The organism is uncultured Streptococcus sp., assembly GCF_963518475.1.
GTDB lineage: Bacteria > Bacillota > Bacilli > Lactobacillales > Streptococcaceae > Streptococcus.
This window is the reverse complement of the sequence record NZ_CAUQJA010000007.1, coordinates 31746-57124: the sequence shown is the minus strand read 5'-3', so window position 1 is coordinate 57124 and position 25379 is coordinate 31746. Positions and strand designations below refer to the sequence as shown.

The following is a 25379-nucleotide window of genomic DNA, read 5'->3' as shown; positions in this document are numbered from 1 at the left end:
AAATTAAATTTCTTCTTTTTTGATGAATTCTGTACGAATCTCTTGTGGTGAAATGAGTCCTCTATGAACTGGGTATGGTCGTTCAAGTAGGTCAAGGAAGAGATGTTGACTTTCCGGTACACGCACATTTTCACTACACATATTGTAGTAGCGAAGAACATAGCCTTCTTCATTTTCAGCTACCTTAAAGGCTGTTGGACAGATTTGCGGTATGCTGAGAACAGAATGGCTCAAGAGGCTACCAGTCGCAGCCACGCTTCCTTCCTGTCTAGCAAGCTGAAGGCTGGTAAATGGTGTCTGCAAGGCTTTAGCACGACGATAGGCTGAAAAGCGTTCTTGGGCTTGGTGGCATTCAAGCGCAAACTCGACTTCAAACTCACGCAAGCATTGTGCTTCTGGTGTTGGGAAGTAACCCCAGTCACCTAGCTCACCTGATGCACGCAAAATAGTCACTGCAATGGTGTCGTCTCCAAGGATTTCGTATTCATTCAATCCCTTGTTGGATACAGTCACACCTTTTTCATCGTCATACAGACTAACAAAGGCTTGTTGGTGTTGAGGATTTTCAGGATTTTCCCATGAAGCAGCTGGTTTATTTGGTCGTGTCACCACCTCATAGATGCTTTCAGAATCATTGCTTGGACGCGTGTTATGAGTCTTGACCAAGAGACGGATACGATGGTCTTTGGCAGTGTTAGTAAAGCGAGTCTTGCAACGGATTTGTGGATTATCAACGAAGATAGTCATCTCAGTTTCAAGAGGAATGCTTGTCAATTCTTCTGAACGTCCAGCTTCACGCTTCATAAACTCGATGATGCCTTTTTGCTCTTCTTCTAGCTTTTCATCTGCACTGACAGGCACAGTCAATTCATGTTTGAGCAAAATCTTAGCGTAGCGAGCTGTGTTTTCCAAGACCTCGTAGCCCTTAAGCTCTGCATAGATTGGCTCTGTTCCTTTTGGTTGGAAATAGATATACTCGTTTCCGATGTCACCACGGTCTTCAAAGCGGATAAAGTCTTCATAGGCTTCGTGAGTTGTCTTGTCATAAACTGTGATATTGTCATCCACACTTACCGTTACAAATGGCGTGTCAATCACTCCGTTTTGGTAAATACCCTCACGGTGTTCTTGCTCTCCTTCCAGCAATTGGAAGGTTGTCCAAGAAAGTGGCGCTAGGTGAACTGGAATGGTCACGCGCACTTGACGAGCAATACGAGCTTGGCGGAACTTGTCTTTTGGTAAATCATACTCAAAATTAGCCCCAAGGTCTTCGATTTTAACCTCTACAGGACGACCATCCAAGTCCTCAACACGGTAACTTGGCAAGGTTAAGGCAGCCATCTTCTTGTAACCTTCTGTTGGGTGCAATTCCTTGAAATCACAAGTCGCCACATCAATTACTGTGCTGACAGTATCGACCTTATCATGCAAGCCTGTGTTAATAACCGTAAAAAGATAATCACTTTGAGCCTTAGCTGTAGCGATTTTACCCTTCCACTCATTGAGCAAGTTGCTCTTAACAAAGTTTCCTACTTGATTAACCTTGGCAAAACGTGTTTCCATCTCGCGGTGAACTTCGTCCACACTACAGCCACAGATACTATCATGCGGCGCATTCTGCAAAAGAGTTTTCCAAGCATAGGTCAACTGATCCTTGTGGTTGTGGCCCCCAGTGATAATAGTCAAGGGTTCTACAACTTGCTCTAGGAGGTTGCTATTTTCTTGGAAGGCTTGTTTGAGATAAATACGAGATGAAGAAGTGTTGGCAAGTGTGTACCAGCCATCTGTTTCCTGACTGGTCAACTCACCTGTAACCGTTGATAACTGCTCTGGTAGGGCACTTTCCACGGCTTGGACATACTCATCAAAAGAACTGTGAACAAAAGTCACATCTGGGAAGAGTTCATTTGCCACACGAATGGCTTCGCTCAGATTTCGCTGTACAGGCTGGTGGTCACAGCCGTTCATCATCAACCACTGGTTGGTCGAAGCATAGTCACGCACGTCTGCCAGTTTTTGTTTCCAGAAGGTCAAGGCCTCGTCTTTATCAACTGGAATTTCATTCCCATTACTGTACCAGTTGGCAAAGAGAATCCCGAGGACACGACTTCCGTCCGCACCCTGCCAGTACATTTCTGAAAACTGGGAAGTAAACTGCTCATCTTCGAGAACTTGGTTGTCAAATCCAATCGGTTTCACACCACGGCCAAAGGCTGCCACATGAATGCCTGATTTTTGAAGAATTTGAGGCGCTTGTCCCATATTTCCAAAGGTATCTGGGAAGTAACCAATCTGAGTAGATTTGCCCCATTTTGCAGTTTCTTGCTGACCAATAAGAGTATTGCGGACATTGGCTTCACTTGAAATCAAGTAATCATCCTGCAAGATGTAAAAAGGACCAATTTTAAGTTTGCCTTGGTCGATGTATCGTTGGACTTTGTCGCGATTTTCAGGGCGAATCTCCAAGTAGTCATCAAGGACAATGGTTTGTCCATCTAAGTGGAAACTCTTGAACTCAGGGTCATTTTCAAAGAGATCAAAAAGATTGTCAAACAATTCCACCAGCTGCATACGGTGACTTTCAAAAGGCAAGTACCACTCACGATCCCAGTGACTATGTGAGATAATATGTACGACAACATTTTCCATGAAGTAAAACCTCATTCTAAATTTAAATTTTTATTGTTAACGTTTTAAATGTAAATTTGTGATTCTTTCCAAGAATCAGTTGCGCTAAAGCGTGTTCCTTAGCGGATATCCAAGTAATCCAAGACCAATTCACAGAACATCATGTTGGCCCAAGAGAACCATTCACGAGAATAAAGAGTTGGGTCATCTACGTGGAAGCTTTCGTGCATAACACCTGTACCACCATCGCAAGCAACCAGCTGATCCAGCAAGAATTTTTTCTCTGCCTTATCTGTCGTTGTCAAGCCTTGGATAGACAGAGCGATTGGCCAGATATAGCGATAGAAGGTATGAGAACTTCCGAGACCGCTAGCATATTCTCCTTGGTAGAAGTATGGATTTTCAGGGCTCAGAATGGTACGACGAGTTGCTTGATAGACTTCGTCGTCAATATCGCAGTAGCCCAGATAAGGTGCAGCCAACAAACTTGGTACGTTTGGATCATCCATGATGCTGGCATTTCCTAGACCATCCACTTCAAAGGCATAAATCTTTTCGCCCTTGCTGTTGCTTGTGTAGGCGTAGTTTTCGATACCTTCTTGGATCTCCGCTTTGAGACGCTTAGCATCAGCAATAACACTCTCGCTATCAGCTAGGTCTAGTTCTGCAAAGATTTCTTGAACATACCCCAAAACAACAACTGCAAACATATTTGACGGAATCAAGTAACTATACTGGCAGCAGTCATCGCTCGGACGAAAAGCTGACCAAGTCATGCCTGTCACTGCAAAATCAGGGCCAAAGCCATCATTTACCAAGGTATCTTCCTTACGGTCCGTATCTCGGACAAAACGATAAGGAGAGTTCTTGTGGTCTTGTTCTACCGTCCACAGATGAAGAATTTCCTTGGTCGCTGTGACAAAAGTTTCATCAAATTGACTAGTCTCGCCAGTCTCTTTCCAGAGGAGATAAGCCAACTGCAAAGGATAGCAAAGCGAGTCCACCTCATACTTGCGCTCCCAAATCCAGCCATTAAGGTCTGTATGGTCGGTCTCGTGGTGTCCCTTCCAGTTTTCCTCAATGTTGAAGGAATTGGCATAAGGATCCTCGAGAATCAAGGTCATCTGACGTTTGACCAAACCTGCAATGGTCTGACGCAGGAGGGCATCTCTTTTAGCCACATGCAGGTAGGGTCTGAGTTGGGCTGTCGAATCCCGAAGCCACATAGCAGGAATATCCCCAGTCAAGACAAAAGTTGAACCATCTTCTAGGATTTCAACCGTATTATCCAAGGTGTCGGTGTAGCAACGCTCGAAAACATCCACCCACTCTGGATGGTCCTTAGCCCGCTCTGCCACTTCATCTAGCCATTCTCTAACAATTTCTTTTGAATAAATCATCGTGCAGTATCCTCTTTCAAACAAGTTTCATTTTCAGTATATAGCTTTTGAGACAGAAAATACATACACAAATGATAGTCATTTTTCTACAAAATAGTTATCTTTGAAACTCCTTTTCTAAAGGTTATCTTTTTCTGATATAATGTAGAAAAACAGCTAAAGGAAAGACTATGAAACCACTACTTGAAAGCATCGATACCCGATTTGGAACTGCCAGCAAGCATGCCTTTTCTCGGGGAAATACCCTGCCATATACAGGCGTGCCTTTTGGGATGAATTACTTTGTGCCCCAGACCAGTGATCAGGATGGATCTTGGTTTTTTGATCCACATCTGCCTATCTTTCAGGGGATTCGTTTAACCCACCAGCCCAGTCCTTGGATTGGGGACTACTCTTGGCTCCTTCTGACACCTGTCACAGGCCAGCTAGGTGGAGACAGCCTCTTCCATCGTCAGTCTTCCTATGATATGGATAAGGCCTCTTTCCAACCTCATTATCTGAAAATTTTCTCCCTGCGCTATCAGATTGAAACCCAGCTCACGCCGACTTGCTACGGTGCTTCTATTCGTCTGGAGCAAAAGCAAGGCAAAGCCCTCTCCCTCTACCTTCACGCAGCAGATAAGCTGACCGTGGAGCAAGTAGATAAGCGAACTCTTGCCCTGCGACAAGAAGGTAAAACTGAAACCAACAAAAATCCACTGATACTGTTCACATCCCTGCAAATGAATACGGATATCCTTGCTATCAGCCAAGAAGGTGGAGACTGGCGAATCGACCTGGCAGATAGCCATGCTGAAATTCAGCTAGCGACTTCTTTCATCTCTCCTTCTCAAGCACTGCTTAATCTACCTCAACAAGACTTCGATAATTGCAAAGCAAGTGCACAAAAAGATTGGGAAAATCTCCTCCATCGTTTTGACATTATAGAGACAGGAGAAGCTGACCGAACCTTCTTTGATCACTGTCTCTACAGACTCTTCCTCTTTCCTCAGACTTTTTATGAGGTTGATGAATCAGGACAAGTCATCCACATGGATCTGGCTACTGGAACTGTCAAGTCTGGTGTCCTCTTCAACAACAATGGTTTCTGGGATACCTTCCGAACCACCTTCCCCCTCTTTGCCCTTATCATACCGGAACACTACCACCGCTTTTTAGAAGGATTTCTCAATAACTACCGCGATACTGGTTTCCTTCCAAAATGGCTGGCTCCAGATGAACGGGGTATGATGCCAGGTACACTTTTAGACGGTATTATCGCAGATAGCGCCTGCAAGGACATGGCCCCCGACCTAGAAGAAGAACTCCTCCAAGCCATGCTTGAAACAGCCAGCAAGGCCGACCCTCTCGGCATCAATGGTCGTCACGGACTAGTCCAATACCAAGAACTAGGCTACCTCTCTACCGACCACTACGAAAGCGTCAGCCACACCCTAGACTATGCCTATAGTGACTTTTGTATCGCTAGCTGTGCTGAAAAACTAGGGAAAATAGAAATCGCTGAAACCTACAAGGCCGCATCACAAAATTACCGCCATCTATTTGACTCTGAGACAGGTTACATGCGAGCGCGTGATAGTCAAGGCAACTTCCGTCCTGACTTCTCTCCTTATAGTTGGGGACGCGACTATGCCGAATGCTCTGCCATCCAAGCAACTTTAGGCGTCCTCCACGATATTCCAGGCTTGATCCAGCTTATGGGTGGAAAAAAAGCCTTTAGCAACTATCTTTTAAAAGCCTGTCAGGAGGCTCCCCTCTTTGAGACAACAGGCTATGGCTACGAGATTCACGAAATGAGCGAGATGGCTACTGCTCCTTTTGGACAACTCGCCATTTCCAACCAGCCAAGCTTCCACATTCCTTATCTCTTCCGTTACAGCGATTACCCTGACTACACTGCTCTTCTCATCAAGACGCTCCGTCAGAAAGCTTTTCACCCAAGTTGGGAAGCCTATCCTGGCGATGAAGACAATGGCAGTCTCTCTGCTTGGTACATCTGGTCAGCTCTCGGATTCTATCCAACCTGTCCAGGCAAGCCCAGCTATGATCTCGGAATCCCTCTCTTTGACCACCTCCGTATTTATCTAGCTAAAGAAAATAAATGGCTAGATATTCATTCTGAGCAAAACCACAGCCATTTTAACTTTGTAAAAGAATGCCGATTGAACAAGGCACCAGTATCTAGCATTCAACACCAAGACCTCTTAAAAGCTGAGCAACTAACCTTTACACTTAGCTGGTTACCAAGTCACTAGCTAGTAGACAAAAGAACCTTTGTATCGTGCAAAGGCTCTTTTATTTTATGAAACTTGTACTTGAAGTTGATCAACCAACTGTCCATCAACAGTCAAATTGAGATAGAAATCCAAAGTCTGATCAGCAGCAAAGTGCAGGGTTGGTAGACACAAATCTTTTTTGCTTTCCCCAGCTTGGAATTGAAGGACTTGAATTTCGTCCTGATAGGCGACACCATGGACACCTGTCCCCGGCTGAATCGAAATCTTAGCCTCCAAAGGAGTATTACTTTCGCTACGTTCAATCCTAAAATGAAGAGTCTCTCCTTTTGCCACAGATAGGCTTTTTTCTGCAAATGCTAGTCCCTGAACAACTTCTTTTTGTGATAAGCTAGGAGTTTTATAGAGGGAAATCTTAGTCAATACAGGCATAGATAGTGCCTCTGTAATCGTCACGCGCACCTTCTGTGCCTCTACTAGCGGACCTCGCAGGAGACGCTTATGACCAACTGTAAAGCCTGTACCAAATTCTTGCCAGACGCCATCCACCTCTACTTGCACATGAAAAGCAGCGATTCGTTGCCCTAGCTTCAAATCTTCTCTTAACTCAATGACATCAAAAGTTTTAGGAAATCCTAAGTCGAGTTCTAACTGGATGGGCAAGTCTGCATCGCTTGCCCAAGAGCTGCTTTCCAGGCCATCTGTCAGATGGTGACAAGCAAAGTCTGCGGAAAGAGCTGGACCAGATACCTTAGCTCCCAGAGCCAAATCTTCTTTATAGAGCTCATTGCGATAGGCCGCAAATTCATAAAGTCGTTCAATATCCTTTTCATCAAATAGCCCATCTTGATTCGGCGGAATATTAAGTAGGAGCGGGGTTCCTCTCCCCACTGAGTGAAAATAGATTTCGACCAACTCCTCAAGAGACTTAGGATCCTGGTCCTCATGGTAAAACCAACCTGGCCGGATGGAAACATCTGCCTCACCGATTGAAAAAATAGTGCCTGAGGGATCTCCGTTCTGAAGATAGTCCAGCTCTGCTTCTGTTCCTAGTTTGTCAGGATTCACCTTTTGCCACAATGGATCACCTGCATACCCTCTTTCATTGCCAATCCAGCGGATGCTGGTGCCTTCTGTTGAAAAAATCAAGCAATCGCCCTGCAGGTCACGAATGGTTTCAAACCATTTCTCAAATTCATAATTGACCTTTTGAGCACCCTCTCCTCTGGCACCATCCATCCAGACCTCAGCAAATTTCCCTTCATTTCCATAGGCAGGATTTGATAAGATTTCCTTCAGCTGAGCCAAATAATAGGCATTATAGTCCGCTTCTCGCTCCACATGATAGAGAGGACTGTGAGCATCCCAAGGCGATAGGTAGACCCCCATATCCATATCAAACTCTGTGGCAGCTTGGGATACTTCAAGGAGCAAGTCCCCCTCTCCATTCCTCCAATGACTGACCTTGACCGAATAATCTGTGTGAGCTGTCGGATAGAGGACAAAGCCGTCGTGGTGCTTGACCACCAAAATCAACTTTTTAAAGCCCGTTTCCTTGAGCACACGAACCCATTCACGCGCGTCTAACTGTGTCGGGTTAAAGCGTTCAGGATCCTCCTGACCTGTCCCCCATTCCTGGTCATAAAAGGTATTGGGCCCAAAATGGATAAAGGCTGCTAGTTCATCCTCTAAATAAGCTAGCTGGGCCTGACTAGGCAAGGGCCCATGCGGTTTTATTTCTCTTACCATACTATTTCCTATCTACATTTTTCTTCACTTTTTTGGCATGTACTTGCAATTCTGTTAACGCTAGAGGGCTTGCTAAGCCTTCAAATCGAAGACGAAGGGCATAAGTTTCCACCTTGTCAAATTCAAAACGAAGCTCTTCATCCTTGTCGCTTGAAACTTTTCGGATAGCTGATACAGGTCGCCAATTCTGCTCTTGCTTGAGCAGGGAAACCTTATCCAAATGGTTGGGAGTCCGAGGTAAAGTAGGCTCATTCCCTACATAATAGTCGATATAGGTAGGATCCACCGCCACGTAGTCTTGATTTTCAACATAATACAAGGTCAGGTTATCCACAAATCGTGGTTTTAAAATCCCTGCATCTCCAAAAAGAATGCCCACGCTGGCTTTCTCTGACTTGGCAATCCAAGTATTGGCTGTCGATTTCTTCCGAGCAATGACCTTGTCATTGAGGTAAGAGGCTGGGTGATTTGGTTCTGAGTGATAAGCAAAGACCAGAGGCAGGTTGGACCCTGTCCACTGATTGGAAATAACTTCTCCATCTACACTGGCATCTGTCACATGAATGGTGACTGTTGCTTGCAACTCACAGCCCGCTACCTGCCCTGTGAGCACACATTCTCCTACCTGAGCATAGACTTGAGGCTTGAGTTCATCCCAAGTCACCTTGGCCGTATCTCGTCTGCCATCTGATAAGACTAGCTTGACTCGGTCTGGTAAGTGTGGGGCTTCCTTGACAAGCGTCCAGATCCTTTCAGGCTCAATAGCACAAATCCCTTGAACACAAACCTGAGCAGAAGCCTTTAAATTCAAACCCTCTAGCTGGCCAGATACCGTAAACTCATGAAATCTTGCCAAATCTTCTTCAGGAATCTCCTCCCAAACAACCTTGACTCGTTTTGCATCGCCAGACTCATAGTCCACCAAGACTGAAGATGGCAGCTGTGGATAAGTCCCCTTAGCTGTATACAAGCGAAGTGGTCGTACAGAAACTGCCTGCCCTAGTGAGTTATTTTCTGCCACCTGCAAATGAGTTTGATAGGTCTTCCCTTGATAAATGGCGCGAATAGCCACGTCGCCTGCAGACAAGCAATGAAGCACTCCCCGCTTGATAATGGCGTGGGCACCACCACTCGTCTCCCAAATCACTTCACTATTCCCCACCTTGTTCACAGGGTTATCCACAGTTTGTGGATAAAGTCCAATAGCTGGGGAATCTCCTTCTTGTAATCCTGCCTGCTTGTCCACTCGAATCTCAAACAAGCGCTTATTTTTCACTGGCTGGCAATCAAAAGCCTCTCCTACTAAGATATCAAAACTTGCTGGCTCTAGCCCTCTAGCACTGGCCTTTACTCTCACTTGACCTACCTGCTCCAAGCTCTGAACTAAGAGGACACCTCTGCCATGGAAGGCTTTCCTCTTAAACAGACCATTTTTCTGGGCTTGGTAACGTTCACGACTGGCCTGCCTACCATTATCCACTCCTACAATACGAGCAGGACCTGCAATTTCAAAATGAAGTTGATTGGAAGCAGTCGGCACCCAATTTCCATCCTTGTCCAATACATCAAAATAAAGATAAAGGAGGTCTTGCCCATCTGACTCCAGTTGTGTTTTCTCGGCATGTAACCTGATTTTGGCTGGCTTACCTGCAGTCACCACCCTATCTTCTGCCACAATCTGACCTTGACGGTCATAGGCCACAGCATGCAATTCTCCTGGTTGATAAGCCAAACTCCATTCGAGATAAAGTTGTTCAGAACTTGCTCCCTCTTGGTATTTTCTGCCATCTGAAGTCCATTTTTCCTGAAAAGTCTTCCTACCTTGAGATTTTCCATTGAGAAATAGCTCTACAGAACGGGCATTTGAATACACCCGGACAGGGATATTCCCATACTTATCCACAACTTGTTGATAACTCTTGTGGATTTCCCAATTCCAGTGGGGCAGTATATGAACCATGGGATGCTGATCTAGGTCCAACCACTGACTTTGATAGAGATAATAGTCATTTTTAGGAATCCCTGCCGTATCCACGATCCCAAAATAGGAACTCTTTACAGGCGTGTCATTTTGATTGTGCCAAGGAGTCGGCTCACCGATATAGTCCACTCCTGTCCAGATAAACTGACCCGCATAGTCTAACCGATTTCTATCTGCTGTCCAAGAAGCCGTCGCCGTCTTCCCCCAAGGAACTCGATCATTGCCATAGTCTGACTGTTCAAAATTACGAACGCGGCGATTATCCCCAACCCATTCCTTATCTGGACGAAAATAGCTGTCACGCGTCCGTGTCGCTGATGAGGTTTCAGACCCGTAAAGTCGCCACTTGGGATGTCTTTTGCGAATCCCATCAATGTTGTCTTCCGAGTAATTCAAACCCACCACATCCAGCAAATCAGCAATCTTTTCATGACCTCCAGAACCATCTCCAAAGCGGAATTGATCCATTCCCATGGTCACAAAACGGCTATCATCAATCTCCTTGACCCTTTCTAGCAAGCGTTTGATCGTCTTCAATGAATGAGCATCGCCATTTGCTTCACTAACTTCATTTCCCAAGGACCACATAAAGATGGCTGGATTGTTCTTGCCACGCTTAATCATAGTGCGCAAATCATAATCTGACCAGAAATCGCCTGCTTTCGCTTCTGGATGAGTCGCTTCTTCCTCAAAAAAGCGACCATAGTCATATTCTTTCTTGCCTCCATACCAGGTATCAAAGGCTTCTTCTTGGATGAGTAAGCCCATTTTGGCAGCCACATCTAGCAAGATACTACTGGCTGGATTATGGGTAATTCGAATCGCATTGACGCCCATTTCCTTCATCTGGCGCAAGCGTCTCTCAGCAGCTGACCTATTTTCCACAGCTCCCAGCGCTCCATAGTCATGGTGGAGACAAACCCCATGAATCTTCAACCAGCGACCATTTAGAAAGAAGCCCTTATCCGCTTGCCAATCCATATAGCGGTAACCAAAGGTCTCCTCTTCTTCATCAACCAAAATGCCATTTTTGTAGATGCGAGTCTTCAACTGATAGAGATGAGGATGGTTAATATCCCAAAGCAAGGGTTGGAAAATTGATATGGCTTGTTGGAAATGGTGTTTGTCCCCAGACTCAATCACTAAAGAGTCTGTCGCCTGCCAGTCAGACAGTTGTTGTCCATCATACCAGATACTCTGCTCCAAATACACCGACACGGACTGAGGCCCATCATTTGAAACCTTGCTTTCAAGCTGGGTTTCCACCCATCCATCTCTTTGTTCTTTAAGCTTGGGACTTCCTATCCTAATCCCATATAAATCCAGATGCACCGAATCTGTAATCAATAATTTTACTTCTCGATAAATACCGCTACCAGAGTACCAACGACTGCTAGGTTGCTGATTTTCCACAAAGACTGCAAGCTGGTTGGCCGTCCCATCATTTCTTAGATAAGGCGTGATATCATAAGAAAAGGGCGTATAGCCACTGGGATAATAGCCCAGCACTTGCCCGTTGATATAGACTTGGGCATTCATGTAAACTCCATCAAACAACAAACGCACCGATACAAGACTGGCATCTTCTTCCAAGTAAAACTGTGTCCGATACCAGGCTTGACCACCATTTAACTGACCACCCTCATTTTGCGCTGGCGAATACTGGTCAAAATCATTGTAAATACTCCAGTCATGTGGCACTTGAATAGCCTGCCAATTTTCTCTATGAAAATCCGGCGCCAAGGCCTCTTCTTTCCCCACCTCTTGGCTAAAAAACCAGTGATTTCGCAAAACTTCTTCTCTTCTCATACAAGCATTCCTCTTTAAACGAATCGATATAGTTGACTATAGCACAAAACAAAAGCGCTTTCAAGACTTCCTCCATCACTCCCTAAATACTCAGAAAAGATTCTATAATTTGTAGAGGAGGATTTATTCCTCAAAGCTACAAGGGTAATGCAAAAAGAGCCTGTTGCCAAGCTCTTTAGTCTATTATTTCTTCTCAGCACGTAGAGCTGACAAGATTTGTGTACGAATATCATCCACACCATTTGGCGTATTTGGTAAAAAGATGGTTTGATTTCCTTTAGAGGCAAAGGTATTCAAGGTATCCAAATACTGGTTGGTCAAGAGGATGGACATGATTTGTTCTTCTGTCATGCCAACATTGGCTTCCTTGAGTTCGGTGATAGACTCTGCTAAGCCATCCACAATCGCCTTACGTTGTTGGGCAATCCCCACACCATGGAGGCGATCTTTTTCTGCTTCGGCTTCAGCTGCAGTGACGATTTTAATCTTATCAGCTTCCGCCAATTCTTGCGCTGCGACCCGCTTGCGCTGCGCCGCATTGATTTCATTCATGGACTGCTTGACTTCTGCATCTGGTTCGACTTTGGTAATCAAGGTTTTCACGATAATGTAGCCGTAAGTAGTCATTTCTTCTGCTACTTGGTGTTGAACTTCAAGGGCAATCTCATCTTTTTTCTCAAACAATTCATCCAAGGTTAATTTTGGAACAGAAGAGCGAAGGGCGTCTTCGATATAAGATTTAATCTGAGATTCTGGACGCATGAGTTTATAGTAGGCATCTGTCACGCTCTGCTCATTAACACGGTACTGAGTCGCTACATTCATCATAACGAACACATTGTCCTTGGTCTTAGTCTCAACAACAATATCGCTTTGCAACAAGCGCAACTGAATCCGCGCTGCAATCGAGTCAATCCCAAAAGGCAAGCGAATATGAATGCCGCTATTGGCAACCTTTTGGAATTTCCCAAAGCGTTCAATAATCGCCACCGACTGCTGACGAACCACATAAACTGTACTCAGTGTGACTATCACCAATAGGAGCACACAAACCACCACAAAAATCATCAAAAATGTTGTTATCATCGCGACGACCTCCATCATTATTTTTTCCTGTATTATAGCACATTTAAAGAAGGCTGTGCAGTTTTTACTGCGATTTTTCCTGAAATGTCAATAATTAGAGGTGAATTGTCACATTGACGTCTAATCTCTTGCTAAAATAACTCTTTATAAAAGGCAATCGTTTCTTCTAAGGTTGGCATGAATGGATTTCCTGGCGCACATGCATCAATCAAGGCATTCTTAGAAAGATATTCAAAGTCGAAATCTTTTTCTTCAATACCAAGTTCAGTCAATTTCTTAGGAATACCTACTGTCTCAGAAAGTTTCTCAATCTCAGCAATTGCATAATCGGCACACTCTTCATCTGATTTACCTTCTACATGAAGTCCCAAGGCTTTAGCAACATTACGGAAAGCTTCTGGTACACGTTTAGCATTTTCACGTTCTATAACTGGTAACAACATGGCACAACAAACACCGTGTGGCAAATTATATACTGCGCCGAGTTGGTGAGCCATTGAGTGAACATAGCCCAGACCTGCATTGTTAAAGCTCATACCACCAAGGAAGATGGCATTGACCATACCTTCACGCGCTTCAATATCGTGTCCATTTGCTACAGCGCGAGGAAGATATTCCTTGATAAGCTCAATTGCTCCGATAGATAATTTCTTGGTCACATCATAAGCACCAGGTGTTACCAAAGCTTCAACAGCGTGAGTCAGAGCATCCATACCAGTAGCTGCAGTCAAGCCTTTAGGTTTTGAAAGCATGAGTTCCGGGTCATTAACAGAGATAAGAGCAAGGCTATTCTTGTCAACCATTACCATCTTAACCTTGCGTTCTTCATCAGTAATCACATAGTTAATGGTAATTTCTGCTGATGTACCTGCAGTAGTATTGATAGCTACAACAGGAAGACCTTTTTTAGCAGATTTATGAAGTCCTTCATAATCCTGTGGTTTTCCACCATTTGTAGCCATGATAGAGATACAACTAGCTGCATCCTGTGGAGAGCCCCCACCAAGACTGATGATAAAATCACATCCATGTTCTTCCAAAGCAGCTACCCCATCTGTGACATTCTTACAAGTAGGGTTTGGCTCTACATCGCTAAAGATGACATATTCGATTCCTTCTGCATCTAGCGGTTTTAAAACCTTAGGCAAAATGTCACTTCCTTCGATAAACTTGTCTGTCACCAAAAGTGCCTTTTTATAGCCAAGTTCCTTGATATAAGGACCCACTTCATTTACAACACCTTTTCCAATAAGGTTGACTGCCGGAACATAAAATGTAGCCATATAATTTTCCTCCTGCGCCTTCGCGCTATATATTTAACATCATTATATTACTTTTTGTATTCGTTTTCAATTATTTGTGAATTGTTTAACAAATAATTTTAAAAGGAGTGAAATTTGATTATTATTTATAAGATCCTTTCCCAATATGATACTCTGCTCCTTGAAACAAAATTGCATCTACCAAAGATAACAGCTATAGGCTATCCGCCGACACATGAAATGGGCTACACATCAGCCCCTATTTCAAAAAACCGACTAGCTCCTATGAACTAGTCGATTTCTCATCAATGCGCCAACATTTCTTGGGCGATTTCTTGGCCAGATAGGTTATCTGGGTAGTAGGTTGGCCAGTTATCCATTTCTTCAAAGAGGGCTTCTTGGCTTGTGCCTCCAAAGAAGATATGGAAGTGTTCTGCCTTAACTGGGGCGATATTGTGGTCACTAAACTGAACATACTTGAATTGTCCAGCATCCGCATCTGTCGCTTCAAAGAGGAAGCGCACGCCACGATTTCCTTTCTTATAAGTCAAGATTTTCTTACCAACATACTTGTAGGTGAATTTCTTACTTTGTCCACCTTGAACAAATTCCATAGTGTTATCAGTGATATTAATCTTAGTCACATCTGTCTGATAGCCTTTTGTATAGTAGGCCTTGTACTCAGCCTGAGTCATCTTACCTGTCAACTTAGCCTTGTAATCAAACACTTGATCAAAAGTACCATCTTCAAGGAAAGGATAAACTGATTGCCAGTTACCTGCATAGTCACTCAAGGTGCGGTCTTTGACGTCTGCATCCTCGAAGTAACCATTTTGAACTGTCTTGGTATCCTCTGCCTTTTCAGGCTCAATTGCTGGGCCTTCTTGGTCCGTTGTTTGTTTCAGAGCCTTGAGGTTTTTCTCCATAACGGAGATGTAGTTTTCGCCAGCCTTGGTATCCTCTTCTGTCAGACTTTCTAAAGGATTGAGGACATCTGTTTTGACACCTGCCTCTTTTGAAAGTGTGTTAGCAAGGGCTTGTGAAGCATTCTCTTCAAAGTAGATATAGGCAATTTTATTTTTCTTGACATACTCTGTCAATTCTGCCAAGCGAGCAGCTGATGGCTCGGCATCTGGAGAAAGGCCTGAGATTGCGACTTGTTTGAGTCCATAGTCCAAGGCGAGATAGTTAAAGGCTGCGTGTTGCGTTACAAAGCTCTTTTGTTTGGCTTGAGACAATCCTTCTGCATACGCCTTATCCAAGGCTTGTAATTTTTCGATATAGGCAGCAGCATTCTTCTCAAAGGTCTCTTTTTTATCAGGATAATCTGCTGATAAACTGTCACGGATGTGCTCTACAAGTTTAATGGCACGAACCGGTGATAACCAAACATGAGGATCGTACTCATGGTGATGGCCTTCTTCTCCATGGTCATGGTCTCCCTCTTCTTCCTCACCACCTGGCAAGAGCAACATATCACCTGTCGCCTTGATGGTTTTGACCTTTTTCTTATCCAAGGTATCTAGCAATTTAGGGACCCATGTTTCCATGTTTTCATTTTCATAAACGAAGGTATCTGCGTCTTGGATTTTAGCAACTGCCTTGGCAGACGGTTCATATTCATGGGGTTCTGTCCCAGCATCGATGAGGAGCTCTACATTAGCCGTATCTCCTGCGACTTGCTTGGTAAATTCATAGACAGGGTAAAAGGTTGTCACAATATTTAGTTTGCCATCTGCCTGCTTTTGATTAGAACAAGCTACTAAAAACAAGGCACATAGACTGGCGAGTAATAAGCTAATTTTTTTCATGTTCATCTCCTATTTGATAAAACGTCTTACTAAACTAATGAGTAAAAAGACAGTTACAAAAATAATGGTAATACTTGCACTTGCAGGTGTTTCTGCATAGTAGGAAATGTAAAGTCCTGCTACCATTCCCAAAAATCCAATAGCACTGGCAAGCAGCATAACCGATTTAAAGTTTTTCCCCAGACGCAGGGCAATACTAGCTGGCAAGACCATAATGGTCGATACCAGAAGAGCTCCCGCAGCTGGAATCATAAGGGCAATGGCCACACCTGTCACCATGTTAAAAAGAATGGACATGGTACGAACAGGCAAGCCATCCACAAAGGCCGTATCCTCATCAAAGGTCAAAATGTACATCGGACGAAGGAAGAGGAAGGTCAAAATCAAGACAACCGCCGCAATGACAAAGAGGGAAATGACCTGCTCTTCGCTGATAGTCACAATCGAGCCAAAAAGATACTGGTCCAAACTCATTGAGCTAGAGCTTTTACCCTTGCTCATGACAATCAGAGAAACAGCCAGACCTGTTGACATGAGGATAGCTGTCCCGATTTCCATAAAGCTCTTGTAAACCGTACGGAGATACTCCAGGAAGACCGCCGCAATCAAGACAATGGCAATCGTAGAAACAGTCGGAGAAATCCCTAGAACCAGACCAAAGGCTACACCCGAAAGCGAGACGTGGCTGAGGGTATCACTCATCAAACTCTGACGACGCAAGATAAGGAAGGTTCCCAATACTGGCGAGAAAAGACTCATAGCAATAACGGCCAGAAAGGCACGTTGCATAAAGTCATAAGATAACAAACTAAGCATGGCCCACCTCCTGATCATTCTCATGAACGTTGAAACAACGCCATGGCGAGTCTTGGTTACGTACTAGATGAATATTGCGGTCCGCATAGTCCTTAACTTCTTCAGGGTCATGAGTAATCATCAAAACAGCCTTGCCATGATGATGAGCGCTGTGGTGCATGAGTTCGTAAAATTCATTTTTACTTCCTGCATCCATCCCCGTTGTCGGCTCATCTAGGATAAACACATCTGGATCCGAAGCAAACATGCGCGCAATCACCGCTCGCTGCTTTTGTCCTCCAGATAGAGACCCCAAGCGTTTGTCTCGGTGTTCCCACATGCCAACTGAGTCTAGACTAGCCTTGATATGCTCTTCATCATGAGCATTCAAACGACGGAACCACCCCTTTCGTGGATAGCGACCTGACTTGACAAATTCATAAACCGTACTTGGAAAACCTGCGTTAAAACTGGCAATCTGTTGAGGAAGATAGGCTATTCTCAATTTCTTACCCTGCGTATTTGTCTTTGAAATGGTCACCTTTCCAATGCGTGGCTGGAGAATTCCAAGACTGGCCTTGATCAGTGTAGTCTTAGCCGCCCCATTTTCCCCTGTCAAGGTAACAAATTCCCCACTATCAACACTATAATTGATATGTTCAAGAACGGGCTCCTTATCATAATAGAAGGATAAATCCTCTACCGTAATATATCTCATTATTTGATTTCTCCTACTAAAGCAGTCAAAAACCGCTGAATCACTTTTTGTTCATTTGGAGTAAACTGAGTCGCCACTTGTTCATAGGTTAAAAGTGTATGCTCATGGTGATGATGGTGCTCCTCAGCGATTGGACGAGCCAAATCAGTCAACTGATAAAAAATCACACGCGCATCCTTAGGATCTTTAGATGTTTCCAACATCCCTTCCTTGACCAAAGACTTAATGGCCTTGGTAACTGCCGCCTGACTGACATTGAGGCGACGGGCCAACTCTGAATTTGTTAAAGATTCCTCTGACAAAAGCATGAGAATGTGCTCCTGAGTATTGGTCAGGGCTACCTCGCTAGTGCAATGACCTATTAGGATTTCATGCTGATTTTCCGCCTGCAAAATCACCTCATTTAAAAAGGCATCGATATCCTTCGCTAGCTGTCTCATATCTGACTCCTTTCCTTTTAGACTTCTCTTTTTTAAGAGAAAAATACTATTCTTTAAAAAAATTATTTACTGGTTAATTATATCACAACCAAAAAAAGAGTCAAGAAAAAACGTGAAAACTAGTTTCATCCTTGAACTCTTCTATATTATGATCTATTGAAATTCCTTGATATCTCCATCATAAGTCGCCCAGTCTTTACTGAAAAAGCGCTCATTCAGATGGTAAGTCGGAGCTGGTGTGGGATTGGATAGGAAAGGATCAACAGCCTTGTCAAAAGCCAACCAACCCAACCAACCAAGATGGATGGTATCTTTCATAAAGAAAGGCTCCCCACCGTCCTTAGAAAAATCTGCTATATTGGTAAACCCTTGACTTTCTAACTGGTAACGAATCTTCTGCACCGTTTGTTGGTACATATCCTCTCGTAAACCAGCATAGTCCATCCATTTTTTATTAACAGGTGGAATGATAAAAATCGGGTTTACCTTGGATTTAGAAAACTGTGTCAACACTAACTGCAAGTCATTATATTCTGGCGACTTGAGGTAGGTAAAATTTTTCTGAGAATCCTTTAATTTATTCAAATCCTTTTTAATATGCGTATTATAGAAATAATTTTCCATTCCCAGATCATTATTGGAAGTATTCTTTTCTGCATCTGCTTTGACAACATCTTCTATGGCTTGATAAGAAAACTGGTCTGGCAAGGTCTTTAAATACTTAGCTACATGCTTATCGTATTTGAAATAGCCTCTAACCGAAAACTGACCAAAAAAGGAAGCTTGGCGTTCATTAAAACGAGCCAATAATTCAATCATTTCATTGTCTGCCGTCGACAATTCTTCTTTACTTGCCAACTTCTGAACCAAATCCTTCATAGCTACGTTTGGGAACTGCTGCAGTAAGCGGGTCGCTGCATATTGACTAGCCTGATCTCCAGATTGATGTTCCAGAAAACTCGTCAACTGATCCCCATTAAAATACTGCTGGAAGGCTGCTGGCTCATAGCCATTTTTACTAAACCACTGGGGCGAGATGACATATACAACTTGTTTATTCTCCAGTTGTGGCAACATCTGTTGCATCCCAAAATACTGGTTGAGCGATGCAGCTCCCCTCTGTCCTAAAAGATAAGGGCGATAAGAGCGGTTGTATTTCTCAGCCAATACCGCAGGATGGGCACCGTCAAAACGAAGCCATTCACTGGAGCCAAAGAAGGGAACAAAACGCATATTTGGATCAGATAAGGCTCTGACCTTTTGACTCCGCTCCTTAAAACTTTCAATGGTAGTAGCCACCGCCGAACGCTTTTCAGCTCCCAGATCATGATACATCTCAGCAGGATAGAAAAAGATGAGCAGACAAACCAACAAACCAGCTATCAAGACCGGTCCGAAGATCATCCATAAGCGTTTAAGCATTTTGTAGCTCCACAATACCAGCTATGATTTTATTGGCTGTATTCCAGTCATCACGACCAAACTCTGTTACAGGGACGCGAATATCAAAACGGTTTTCAATCTCCACAATCAATTCAACCGTTCCCATACTATCCAAGACACCTGCATCAAAAAGATCTTCATCCATCATGTCAGAAACATCTTCCATAAACAACTCATCAATAATTTCGATAACTTCTGATTTGATATCCATATTTTATTTCCTTTTATTTTTTAAACCAGAAATCATTCAAAAATCCAGAAAAGATTAAGAATGACAGCATGACGACATGGAAGGTGACAACCATGCCAAGCAACTGAATCCAGCGATTCTCAGGTAGAGCAGGCTTCCCTGCTTTTTTCCGTTCCTTATTGAGCGTTTTTTTCTTACGAACCCAGGCATCATTGATGACCAAGCCTAATCCATGAAAGAGTCCATAGGCGATATAGTACCAGGTCACACCATGCCAAAATCCCATAATCAGCATATTTACAATGTAGGCCACACTTGAGGTTACATTGCGATTTTTAAAGACCTTCTTTCTGGTCAACACCATCACCATCCGCATAAAGACAAAGTCACGGAACCAGAAAGAGAGACTCATGTGCCAGCGATTCCAAAATTCCTTTAAATCCCTTGATAAAAAGGGCTTATTAAAGTTGATAGGGCTACGGATCCCCATCAAATTTGAAATGGCTAAGGCAAACATAGAGTAACCTGCAAAGTCAAAGAAAAGCTCCAAACCAAAGGTATACATAACTGCCAAGGCATAGTGGTTAAAGAAGCCACCTGACTGCAGGGCTAGATTCTTCAGAGGAGGGAGTAAGGTCTCTCCTAAAACATGAGCTAGGATAAACTTGTACAAAAATCCCCACATGATATAGCGAACGGATTCTTCCAGCATATTCAGCAACTCATCCCGCTCAGGAATGGTCTGATAATTTTCATTAAAACGCTTAAAGCGATCGATTGGACCACTCGAGAAAGTCGGCATGAAGAGAAGGAAACGGAGGAATTCCCAGAGGGTAAAATCCTTAATCACTCCATCTCTCAGCTCGATGATAATCCCAACCGAACGAAAGGTCAGGTAAGAAATTCCCAAAAACCCAAGCAAAGACTGCGTTCCATTGATAGCTGGTTGCACCTTGACAAAGATAATCGGAAGGAGGGATAGAAAGCTAACTAGGTAGAAGACCCACTTGCCATCCTTACTTTTTCGATAATGCTTGTAGAAAAGCAGGAGCAATATCTCCCAGCAAAGGTAAATACCCAAGGCAGCCAATTGATTGGTCTTCCCACCTACCAACATGGTGACGATAAAGAAGAGGCTAACCAGCACTTCATACCAGGCAAAGCGTTTCTTGAAAAAGAGGCCGATAAAGATAGGCAAGGTTGCAGCAATCACATAAACAAAATACTGAGGATTGCCATATGGCTCTAAATGAGGAAGCTGTTGAAAGAACTCCATCATCTCTTATTCACCTCGTTAATCAATCCTTTGATATCAATTTTTCCATTTGGAGTCAGTGGTAAACTGTCTCGATAAAGGAATTTAGACGGCATCATGTAGGACATCATGATATCTGTTAAATCTTCCTTGATGGCCTTGGTAATATCGATATCACGCTCAAACTGCTCACGAACACCATCTTTTAAGATGACATAGGCTAACAGATTTTGTACCTTGTGGTCCTTGTTATAACGTGGAACTGCGACAGCAGACTCGATAAAGCGAGACTTGTTGAGGTTTTGAGAGACATCTTCTAACTCAATGCGGTAACCGTTGAACTTAATCTGGAAGTCCATACGTCCGCCGTAGAGAAGCAAGCCCTCATCTGTCATGGTTCCCACATCGCCTGTATGGTAGGCTGGCAGATCTTCAAACTCAAAGAAGGCTTCTGCTGTTTTTTCAGGATTGTTCATATAACCTTTTGAAACAGCTGGTCCAGAAACAATGATTTCTCCCTGTTCGCCATTTGGCAATTTATTGCCTTCCTCATCAATGATAAAGGTTGGAGAATCAGCCTTGGTATAGCCGATTGGTAGGCGTTTGAGAGTCGCCAACATCTCGTCTGTCACAGCAACAGCTGACAAGGCTACTGTCGCTTCTGTTGGGCCGTAGGCATTGATAATACGGGCATTTGGGAAACGTTCGCGTAGTTTTTGAGCCGTTTTGACCGTCAATTCTTCTCCATCAAAGTAGAAATGCGTGATGTCAGGCATTTTCTCGCTATTAAAGTCTTCTGATAACATGGCCATATCCGCAAAAGAAGGGGTTGATGTCCAGATAGCGATTGGCAATGAAAAGATGGTCGCAAAGAGTTGCTTAAAGTCCTGAGTAATGGCTGAAGGAAGAGCGAAGAGCGTACCACCTAATGCCAAGGTCGGAGCCCAGTACATGACAGACAGATCAAAAGAATAAGGTGGCTGAGCCAGCATTTGCGGACGACTTGGCGTCGCAAATTCCTTATCCGTAATCATCCAGTTGGTAAAGCTGAGGAGGTTATCATGGGAAATCTGCACTCCCTTAGGCTTACCAGTCGTACCAGAAGTAAAGATAATGTAGTAGTTATCATCTCCCTTGACTGGATGCGTGATCTCATAGCTTGTCCCTTGAGCAAAGGCTTCTTGAACCTGAGCTAGAGTCATCATCGGTGTAGAAACCTGCTCCAATGGAAATTCTGAGATGGCAATAATCAAACTTGGCTCTGCTACTTCTAAAATAGCTGAAACTCGCTCCAAGGCCGAATGGCTATCAATTGGAATGTAGGCATGACCTGACTTAGTCAGCGCTACAAAGGTTGCCAACATTTCATATTCTTGGCCGCCAAAAACAACCACAGGAGACTTCTCAGGCAAGCCTAGTTGGTCAATGGCTGCAGCCAAACTATCCGAATCAGCCTTCAAATCTCCATAAGTGTGTTCCTGACCCAAAACATTATAAACAGGATAGCTAGGCTGGGTCTGAGCAAAATGCTCAATGGTTTCAATCATATCTGCTATTGGTTTATTTGACACAATAGGGATTCTCCTTCAAGTTAAAATTCATTATAGATAAAGCTTCCTTGACCCTGACCAAGATAGCTAAAAAAGTAAAGCAGCCCCAGAAAGATAAGAAAATACAAGGCTGTCCGACCAAGAAAGAGGTACAATTCTTTTCTCTGTTTCATCAAGAAAAACCATTCATTTCTGTAATTTTTCGCTAAAATAAGAGTGATTCTTACTAGCTTATTTTTCTACCATTGTACCACTTTATATAGTATTTTTTCAATTGTTTGCCGTAGATTTTCATTATATTTAAGCTAATTTTAAAATTATGCGGTTTTTCTATGTATATTTTTAAAAAAGCCTGAGATTTTCATCTCAAGCTCTATCAACATAATTGTTTTCCAGATTAGAAAAGTGAGAATACAAGCACTGCCAAGGCTGCTCCGATAACAGGTCCCACAACAGGAATCCAGGCATAAGACCAGTCTCCGTCTCCCTTGTTTGAAATTGGAAGGATACTGTGCATGATACGAGGTCCAAGGTCACGCGCAGGGTTCAAGGCATAACCTGTTGTCCCACCTAGTGATAGACCGATACCGACAATCAAAGTCCCCACTGCAAAGGTTCCGATTCCTGCTTGAAGGTCATAAAGTCCCAAAGCAAAGATTGTTAATACCAATACAAAAGTTCCTAGGATTTCACTAATCAAGTTTGATACAGTATCTTTGATAGCTGGTCCTGTGCTGAAAGTAGCCAAAATGTTTCCTGCATTTTCTTCTGCCTCATAGTGAGGTTTGAATTGCAACCAAACCAAAATCTGACCCAGCATAGCCCCTGCGAACTGGGCTAGGATGTAAGGGAAAACGGAAGCCCAAGGCAAACCACCTTTCAAGGCCACACCAATCGTCACAGCTGGGTTTAAATGAGCTGGACTGAGCTTGCCGGATACAAATACTGCAACCGCAACTGCAATCCCCCAACCCATGGTAATCACAATCCAACCTGAGCTGTTGCTCTTAGTTTTTGGAAGAACCACACCAGCAACAACACCATTTCCTAGAAGAATCAGGATTAAAGTCCCCAAAAATTCTCCAAATAATTCATTCATCATTTTTCTGTCTCCATTAAAAAGAAGGGGCGGGCGACAAGGAATGCTGCCCTCCGCCTCTTTTCCTTTTTCTTAATTTTTTAATTCTGCTAAATCATTGTTAGCAAGAGCTGCTTCGACATCATCACGGTAAGCTGCTTTTTCTTCTTCAGTCCAGTCATAGAATCGTCCCATTTCATCCAAAACTGGCTCAACGATACTATCCAAACTATCACGCATAAAGAGCATGTGGTTGGTACGACGAAGGAGGAAGTCAACTGGGCTAAGAGCCAACTCATTGCGCATTGCATAGTGAAGAGACAAGGTGTCTGCCAAACTGAGTCCTGGCGCTTGTTCCAAACTATGAGCAAGAGCAAAGACTTTCGGTGCATTTGAACCGTAAAGATTTGCTAGATAGTGAGCTTCCTTACTATCCAAACCACGTGACACTCCAAGTTGCGCAAAGGCTTCGATTTCTGAATCCACATTTGCTGGATTCAATTCTCCACCTGAAACAGGATAAGTCTTAGAGTTGATGAGTTTAAAGCTACGATCAAACTCTGCTTTCAAGATCTCAACTACGCGCTCCATAGCCCCTTCTGCCATCTTACGGTAGTCTGTGATTTTACCACCAGCAAGAGTCAAGAGACCATTATCATCACGGTCCAAGCTAGAACCACGTGAAACTGCAGATGGATCCAAATGTTTCTCAGATGTGCTGCTTTCAAGCTTGCTGACAGCAGATTCAACATCTTCACGCGTTTTTTCTTTCGATAGATAAGCTTCGACAGTCGCAATCAAGTTATTGAAGCTTTCATCGCTGATGGTTCCGTTATTTCCACCATTGTAGTCAGAAGCGCTATTGCCTGCAATCAATGGACGAAGACCTGCCCAGCTGCTTTCGATATCATCAATGGTGATGTTAGCTTCTGGGAAGCGATTGTTGACAATGCCAAGCAGATAGTCTACATCTTCTTGAGTCACTTTTGGATGTTCCAAATCACCTGTGTAGTCAGTATCAGTTGTACCAAAGTAAGTCTTGTTTTCACGTGGAAGTACAAAGACCATACGACCGTCACCCAAACCTGTATCAAAGTAAACTGGCTGTGAAACCTTGATTTTGCTTGAATCCACTACCAAGTGAACTCCCTTAGTTGGACGCATTTGTGAGAATTGTGTTCTCTTATTAGACAAATTGCGCACCTTGTCGCTCCAAGGACCTGTTGTGTTAATAACCAGACGGGCCTTGATTTCAAAGACTTGGTCTGTCAAGAGATCACGAGCTACCACACCTGTAATCTTGCCACTTTCGTCAAAGAGGAAGCCTTCTGCCTTCACGTGGTTAGCAATGAGGGCACCGTCTTGGTTGGCACGTTTGATATTTTCAATCACGAGACGCGCATCGTTGTTACGGAAGTCAAGGTAAACCCCACCTCCTACCAAACCTTCTTTCTTCAAGTTTGGCTGGCGTTCCAAAACTTCTTCCTTGCTCAAAACCTTGTTAGCAGCTGGTGTGTTGTTAACTCCTGCCAAGAGGTCGTAAAGATCCATAGCTACTTTCAGACGGAAGAGGCTAAAGGTCGCTCCATCTTCATCGTAAACTGGCAAGAGCATTGGGTCTGGTTTCGGAATGTGTGGAGCGATTTGTTGAACTACAGCACGTTCTGAAACTGTATCTGATACCACTTCTACGTCGAATTGTTTGAGGTAACGAAGACCGCCGTGAACCAATTTTGTTGAACGGCTGGATGTTCCTTCTGCAAAGTCTTGCATTTCAATCAAACCAGTATCTAGACCACTAGCTGCCGCCTGCAAGGCTACACCAGCACCAGTGATACCTCCACCGATAATCAAGAGGTCCAAGGTACGTTCCTGCATTTTTTGAATTGATAATTCACGTGTTTTCTTTGAAAATTCCATATTTACACACTTTCTAACTGAGTCGCTTTA

The 25379-nt window shown here is 43.7% G+C and carries 18 protein-coding genes; 1 reads left to right on the top strand and 17 read right to left on the bottom strand.

Annotated elements, in window-relative coordinates; translation table 11 throughout:
• Positions 1–3: 3 nt before the first annotated feature.
• Together RYK12_RS04190 and RYK12_RS04185 are read right to left on the bottom strand one after the other, a co-directional pair.
• Positions 4–2649, bottom strand: coding sequence for an alpha-mannosidase (locus RYK12_RS04190; protein ID WP_314847158.1), 2646 nt, complete (start codon positions 2647–2649; stop codon positions 4–6).
• Positions 2650–2747: 98 nt separating this feature from the next.
• A complete protein-coding gene (locus RYK12_RS04185) occupies positions 2748–4028 on the bottom strand; it encodes a glycoside hydrolase family 125 protein (protein ID WP_261081975.1) in 1281 nt (426 codons plus the stop codon).
• A 170-nt stretch (positions 4029–4198) separates the two neighbouring features.
• On the opposite strand from RYK12_RS04185, the gene RYK12_RS04180 reads away from it, so the two are divergent.
• A complete protein-coding gene (locus RYK12_RS04180; RefSeq protein ID WP_308525768.1) occupies positions 4199–6283 on the top strand; it encodes a GH92 family glycosyl hydrolase in 2085 nt (694 codons plus the stop codon).
• 45 nt (positions 6284–6328) lie between these two features.
• On the opposite strand, the gene RYK12_RS04175 is transcribed toward RYK12_RS04180, so the two are convergent.
• The 15 genes from RYK12_RS04175 to glpO all read right to left on the bottom strand — a co-directional run bounded on the left by RYK12_RS04175 (position 6329) and on the right by glpO (position 25349).
• Positions 6329–8011 (bottom strand): alpha-L-fucosidase, encoded by a 1683-nt coding sequence (locus RYK12_RS04175; protein WP_125443260.1) that lies wholly within the window; start codon positions 8009–8011, stop codon positions 6329–6331.
• A 1-nt stretch (position 8012) separates the two neighbouring features.
• Complete coding sequence (locus RYK12_RS04170; RefSeq protein ID WP_314847153.1) at positions 8013–11801, bottom strand: sugar-binding domain-containing protein; 3789 nt, start codon at positions 11799–11801, stop codon at positions 8013–8015.
• Between the two features lie 183 nt (positions 11802–11984).
• Complete coding sequence (locus RYK12_RS04165; RefSeq protein ID WP_060628745.1) at positions 11985–12869, bottom strand: SPFH domain-containing protein; 885 nt, start codon at positions 12867–12869, stop codon at positions 11985–11987.
• A 149-nt stretch (positions 12870–13018) separates the two neighbouring features.
• Positions 13019–14170 carry an iron-containing alcohol dehydrogenase gene (locus tag RYK12_RS04160; RefSeq protein ID WP_314847152.1) on the bottom strand — a complete coding sequence of 384 codons (1152 nt, stop codon included), beginning with the start codon at positions 14168–14170 and terminating at the stop codon, positions 13019–13021.
• A gap of 284 nt (positions 14171–14454) precedes the next feature.
• Positions 14455–15960, bottom strand: coding sequence for a zinc ABC transporter substrate-binding lipoprotein AdcA (adcA, locus tag RYK12_RS04155; RefSeq protein ID WP_314847150.1), 1506 nt, complete (start codon positions 15958–15960; stop codon positions 14455–14457).
• 9 nt (positions 15961–15969) lie between these two features.
• Positions 15970–16776 (bottom strand): metal ABC transporter permease, encoded by an 807-nt coding sequence (locus tag RYK12_RS04150; protein WP_000950038.1) that lies wholly within the window; start codon positions 16774–16776, stop codon positions 15970–15972.
• A complete protein-coding gene (locus RYK12_RS04145; RefSeq protein ID WP_001269496.1) occupies positions 16769–17473 on the bottom strand; it encodes a metal ABC transporter ATP-binding protein in 705 nt (234 codons plus the stop codon). The genes RYK12_RS04150 and RYK12_RS04145 overlap by 8 nt, the downstream gene beginning before the upstream one ends.
• Positions 17473–17913, bottom strand: coding sequence for a zinc-dependent transcriptional regulator AdcR (adcR, locus tag RYK12_RS04140; protein WP_001249308.1), 441 nt, complete (start codon positions 17911–17913; stop codon positions 17473–17475). The genes RYK12_RS04145 and adcR overlap by 1 nt, the downstream gene beginning before the upstream one ends.
• A gap of 153 nt (positions 17914–18066) precedes the next feature.
• Positions 18067–19335, bottom strand: coding sequence for a D-alanyl-lipoteichoic acid biosynthesis protein DltD (gene dltD / locus RYK12_RS04135; protein ID WP_314847147.1), 1269 nt, complete (start codon positions 19333–19335; stop codon positions 18067–18069).
• Positions 19328–19567: a D-alanine--poly(phosphoribitol) ligase subunit DltC gene (dltC, locus tag RYK12_RS04130; RefSeq protein WP_000351967.1), complete on the bottom strand. Its 240-nt coding sequence runs from the start codon at positions 19565–19567 to the stop codon at positions 19328–19330. The genes dltD and dltC overlap by 8 nt, the downstream gene beginning before the upstream one ends.
• Positions 19568–19580: 13 nt before the next feature.
• Entirely contained in the window at positions 19581–20825 is a 1245-nt protein-coding gene (gene dltB / locus RYK12_RS04125; protein WP_314847138.1) for a D-alanyl-lipoteichoic acid biosynthesis protein DltB, read from the bottom strand.
• Entirely contained in the window at positions 20822–22372 is a 1551-nt protein-coding gene (gene dltA / locus RYK12_RS04120; RefSeq protein WP_314847136.1) for a D-alanine--poly(phosphoribitol) ligase subunit DltA, read from the bottom strand. Before dltA ends, dltB begins: the two co-directional genes overlap by 4 nt.
• A 20-nt stretch (positions 22373–22392) precedes the next feature.
• Complete coding sequence (locus tag RYK12_RS04115) at positions 22393–22524, bottom strand: teichoic acid D-Ala incorporation-associated protein DltX (protein WP_000813667.1); 132 nt, start codon at positions 22522–22524, stop codon at positions 22393–22395.
• A 224-nt stretch (positions 22525–22748) separates the two neighbouring features.
• The gene (locus RYK12_RS04110; RefSeq protein WP_000980824.1) at positions 22749–23453 is read right to left on the bottom strand and encodes an MIP/aquaporin family protein; all 705 of its coding nucleotides are present in this window, start codon (positions 23451–23453) and stop codon (positions 22749–22751) included.
• A gap of 69 nt (positions 23454–23522) precedes the next feature.
• Complete coding sequence (gene glpO, locus RYK12_RS04105; protein ID WP_314847133.1) at positions 23523–25349, bottom strand: type 1 glycerol-3-phosphate oxidase; 1827 nt, start codon at positions 25347–25349, stop codon at positions 23523–23525.
• Between the last annotated feature and the right edge of the window lie 30 nt (positions 25350–25379).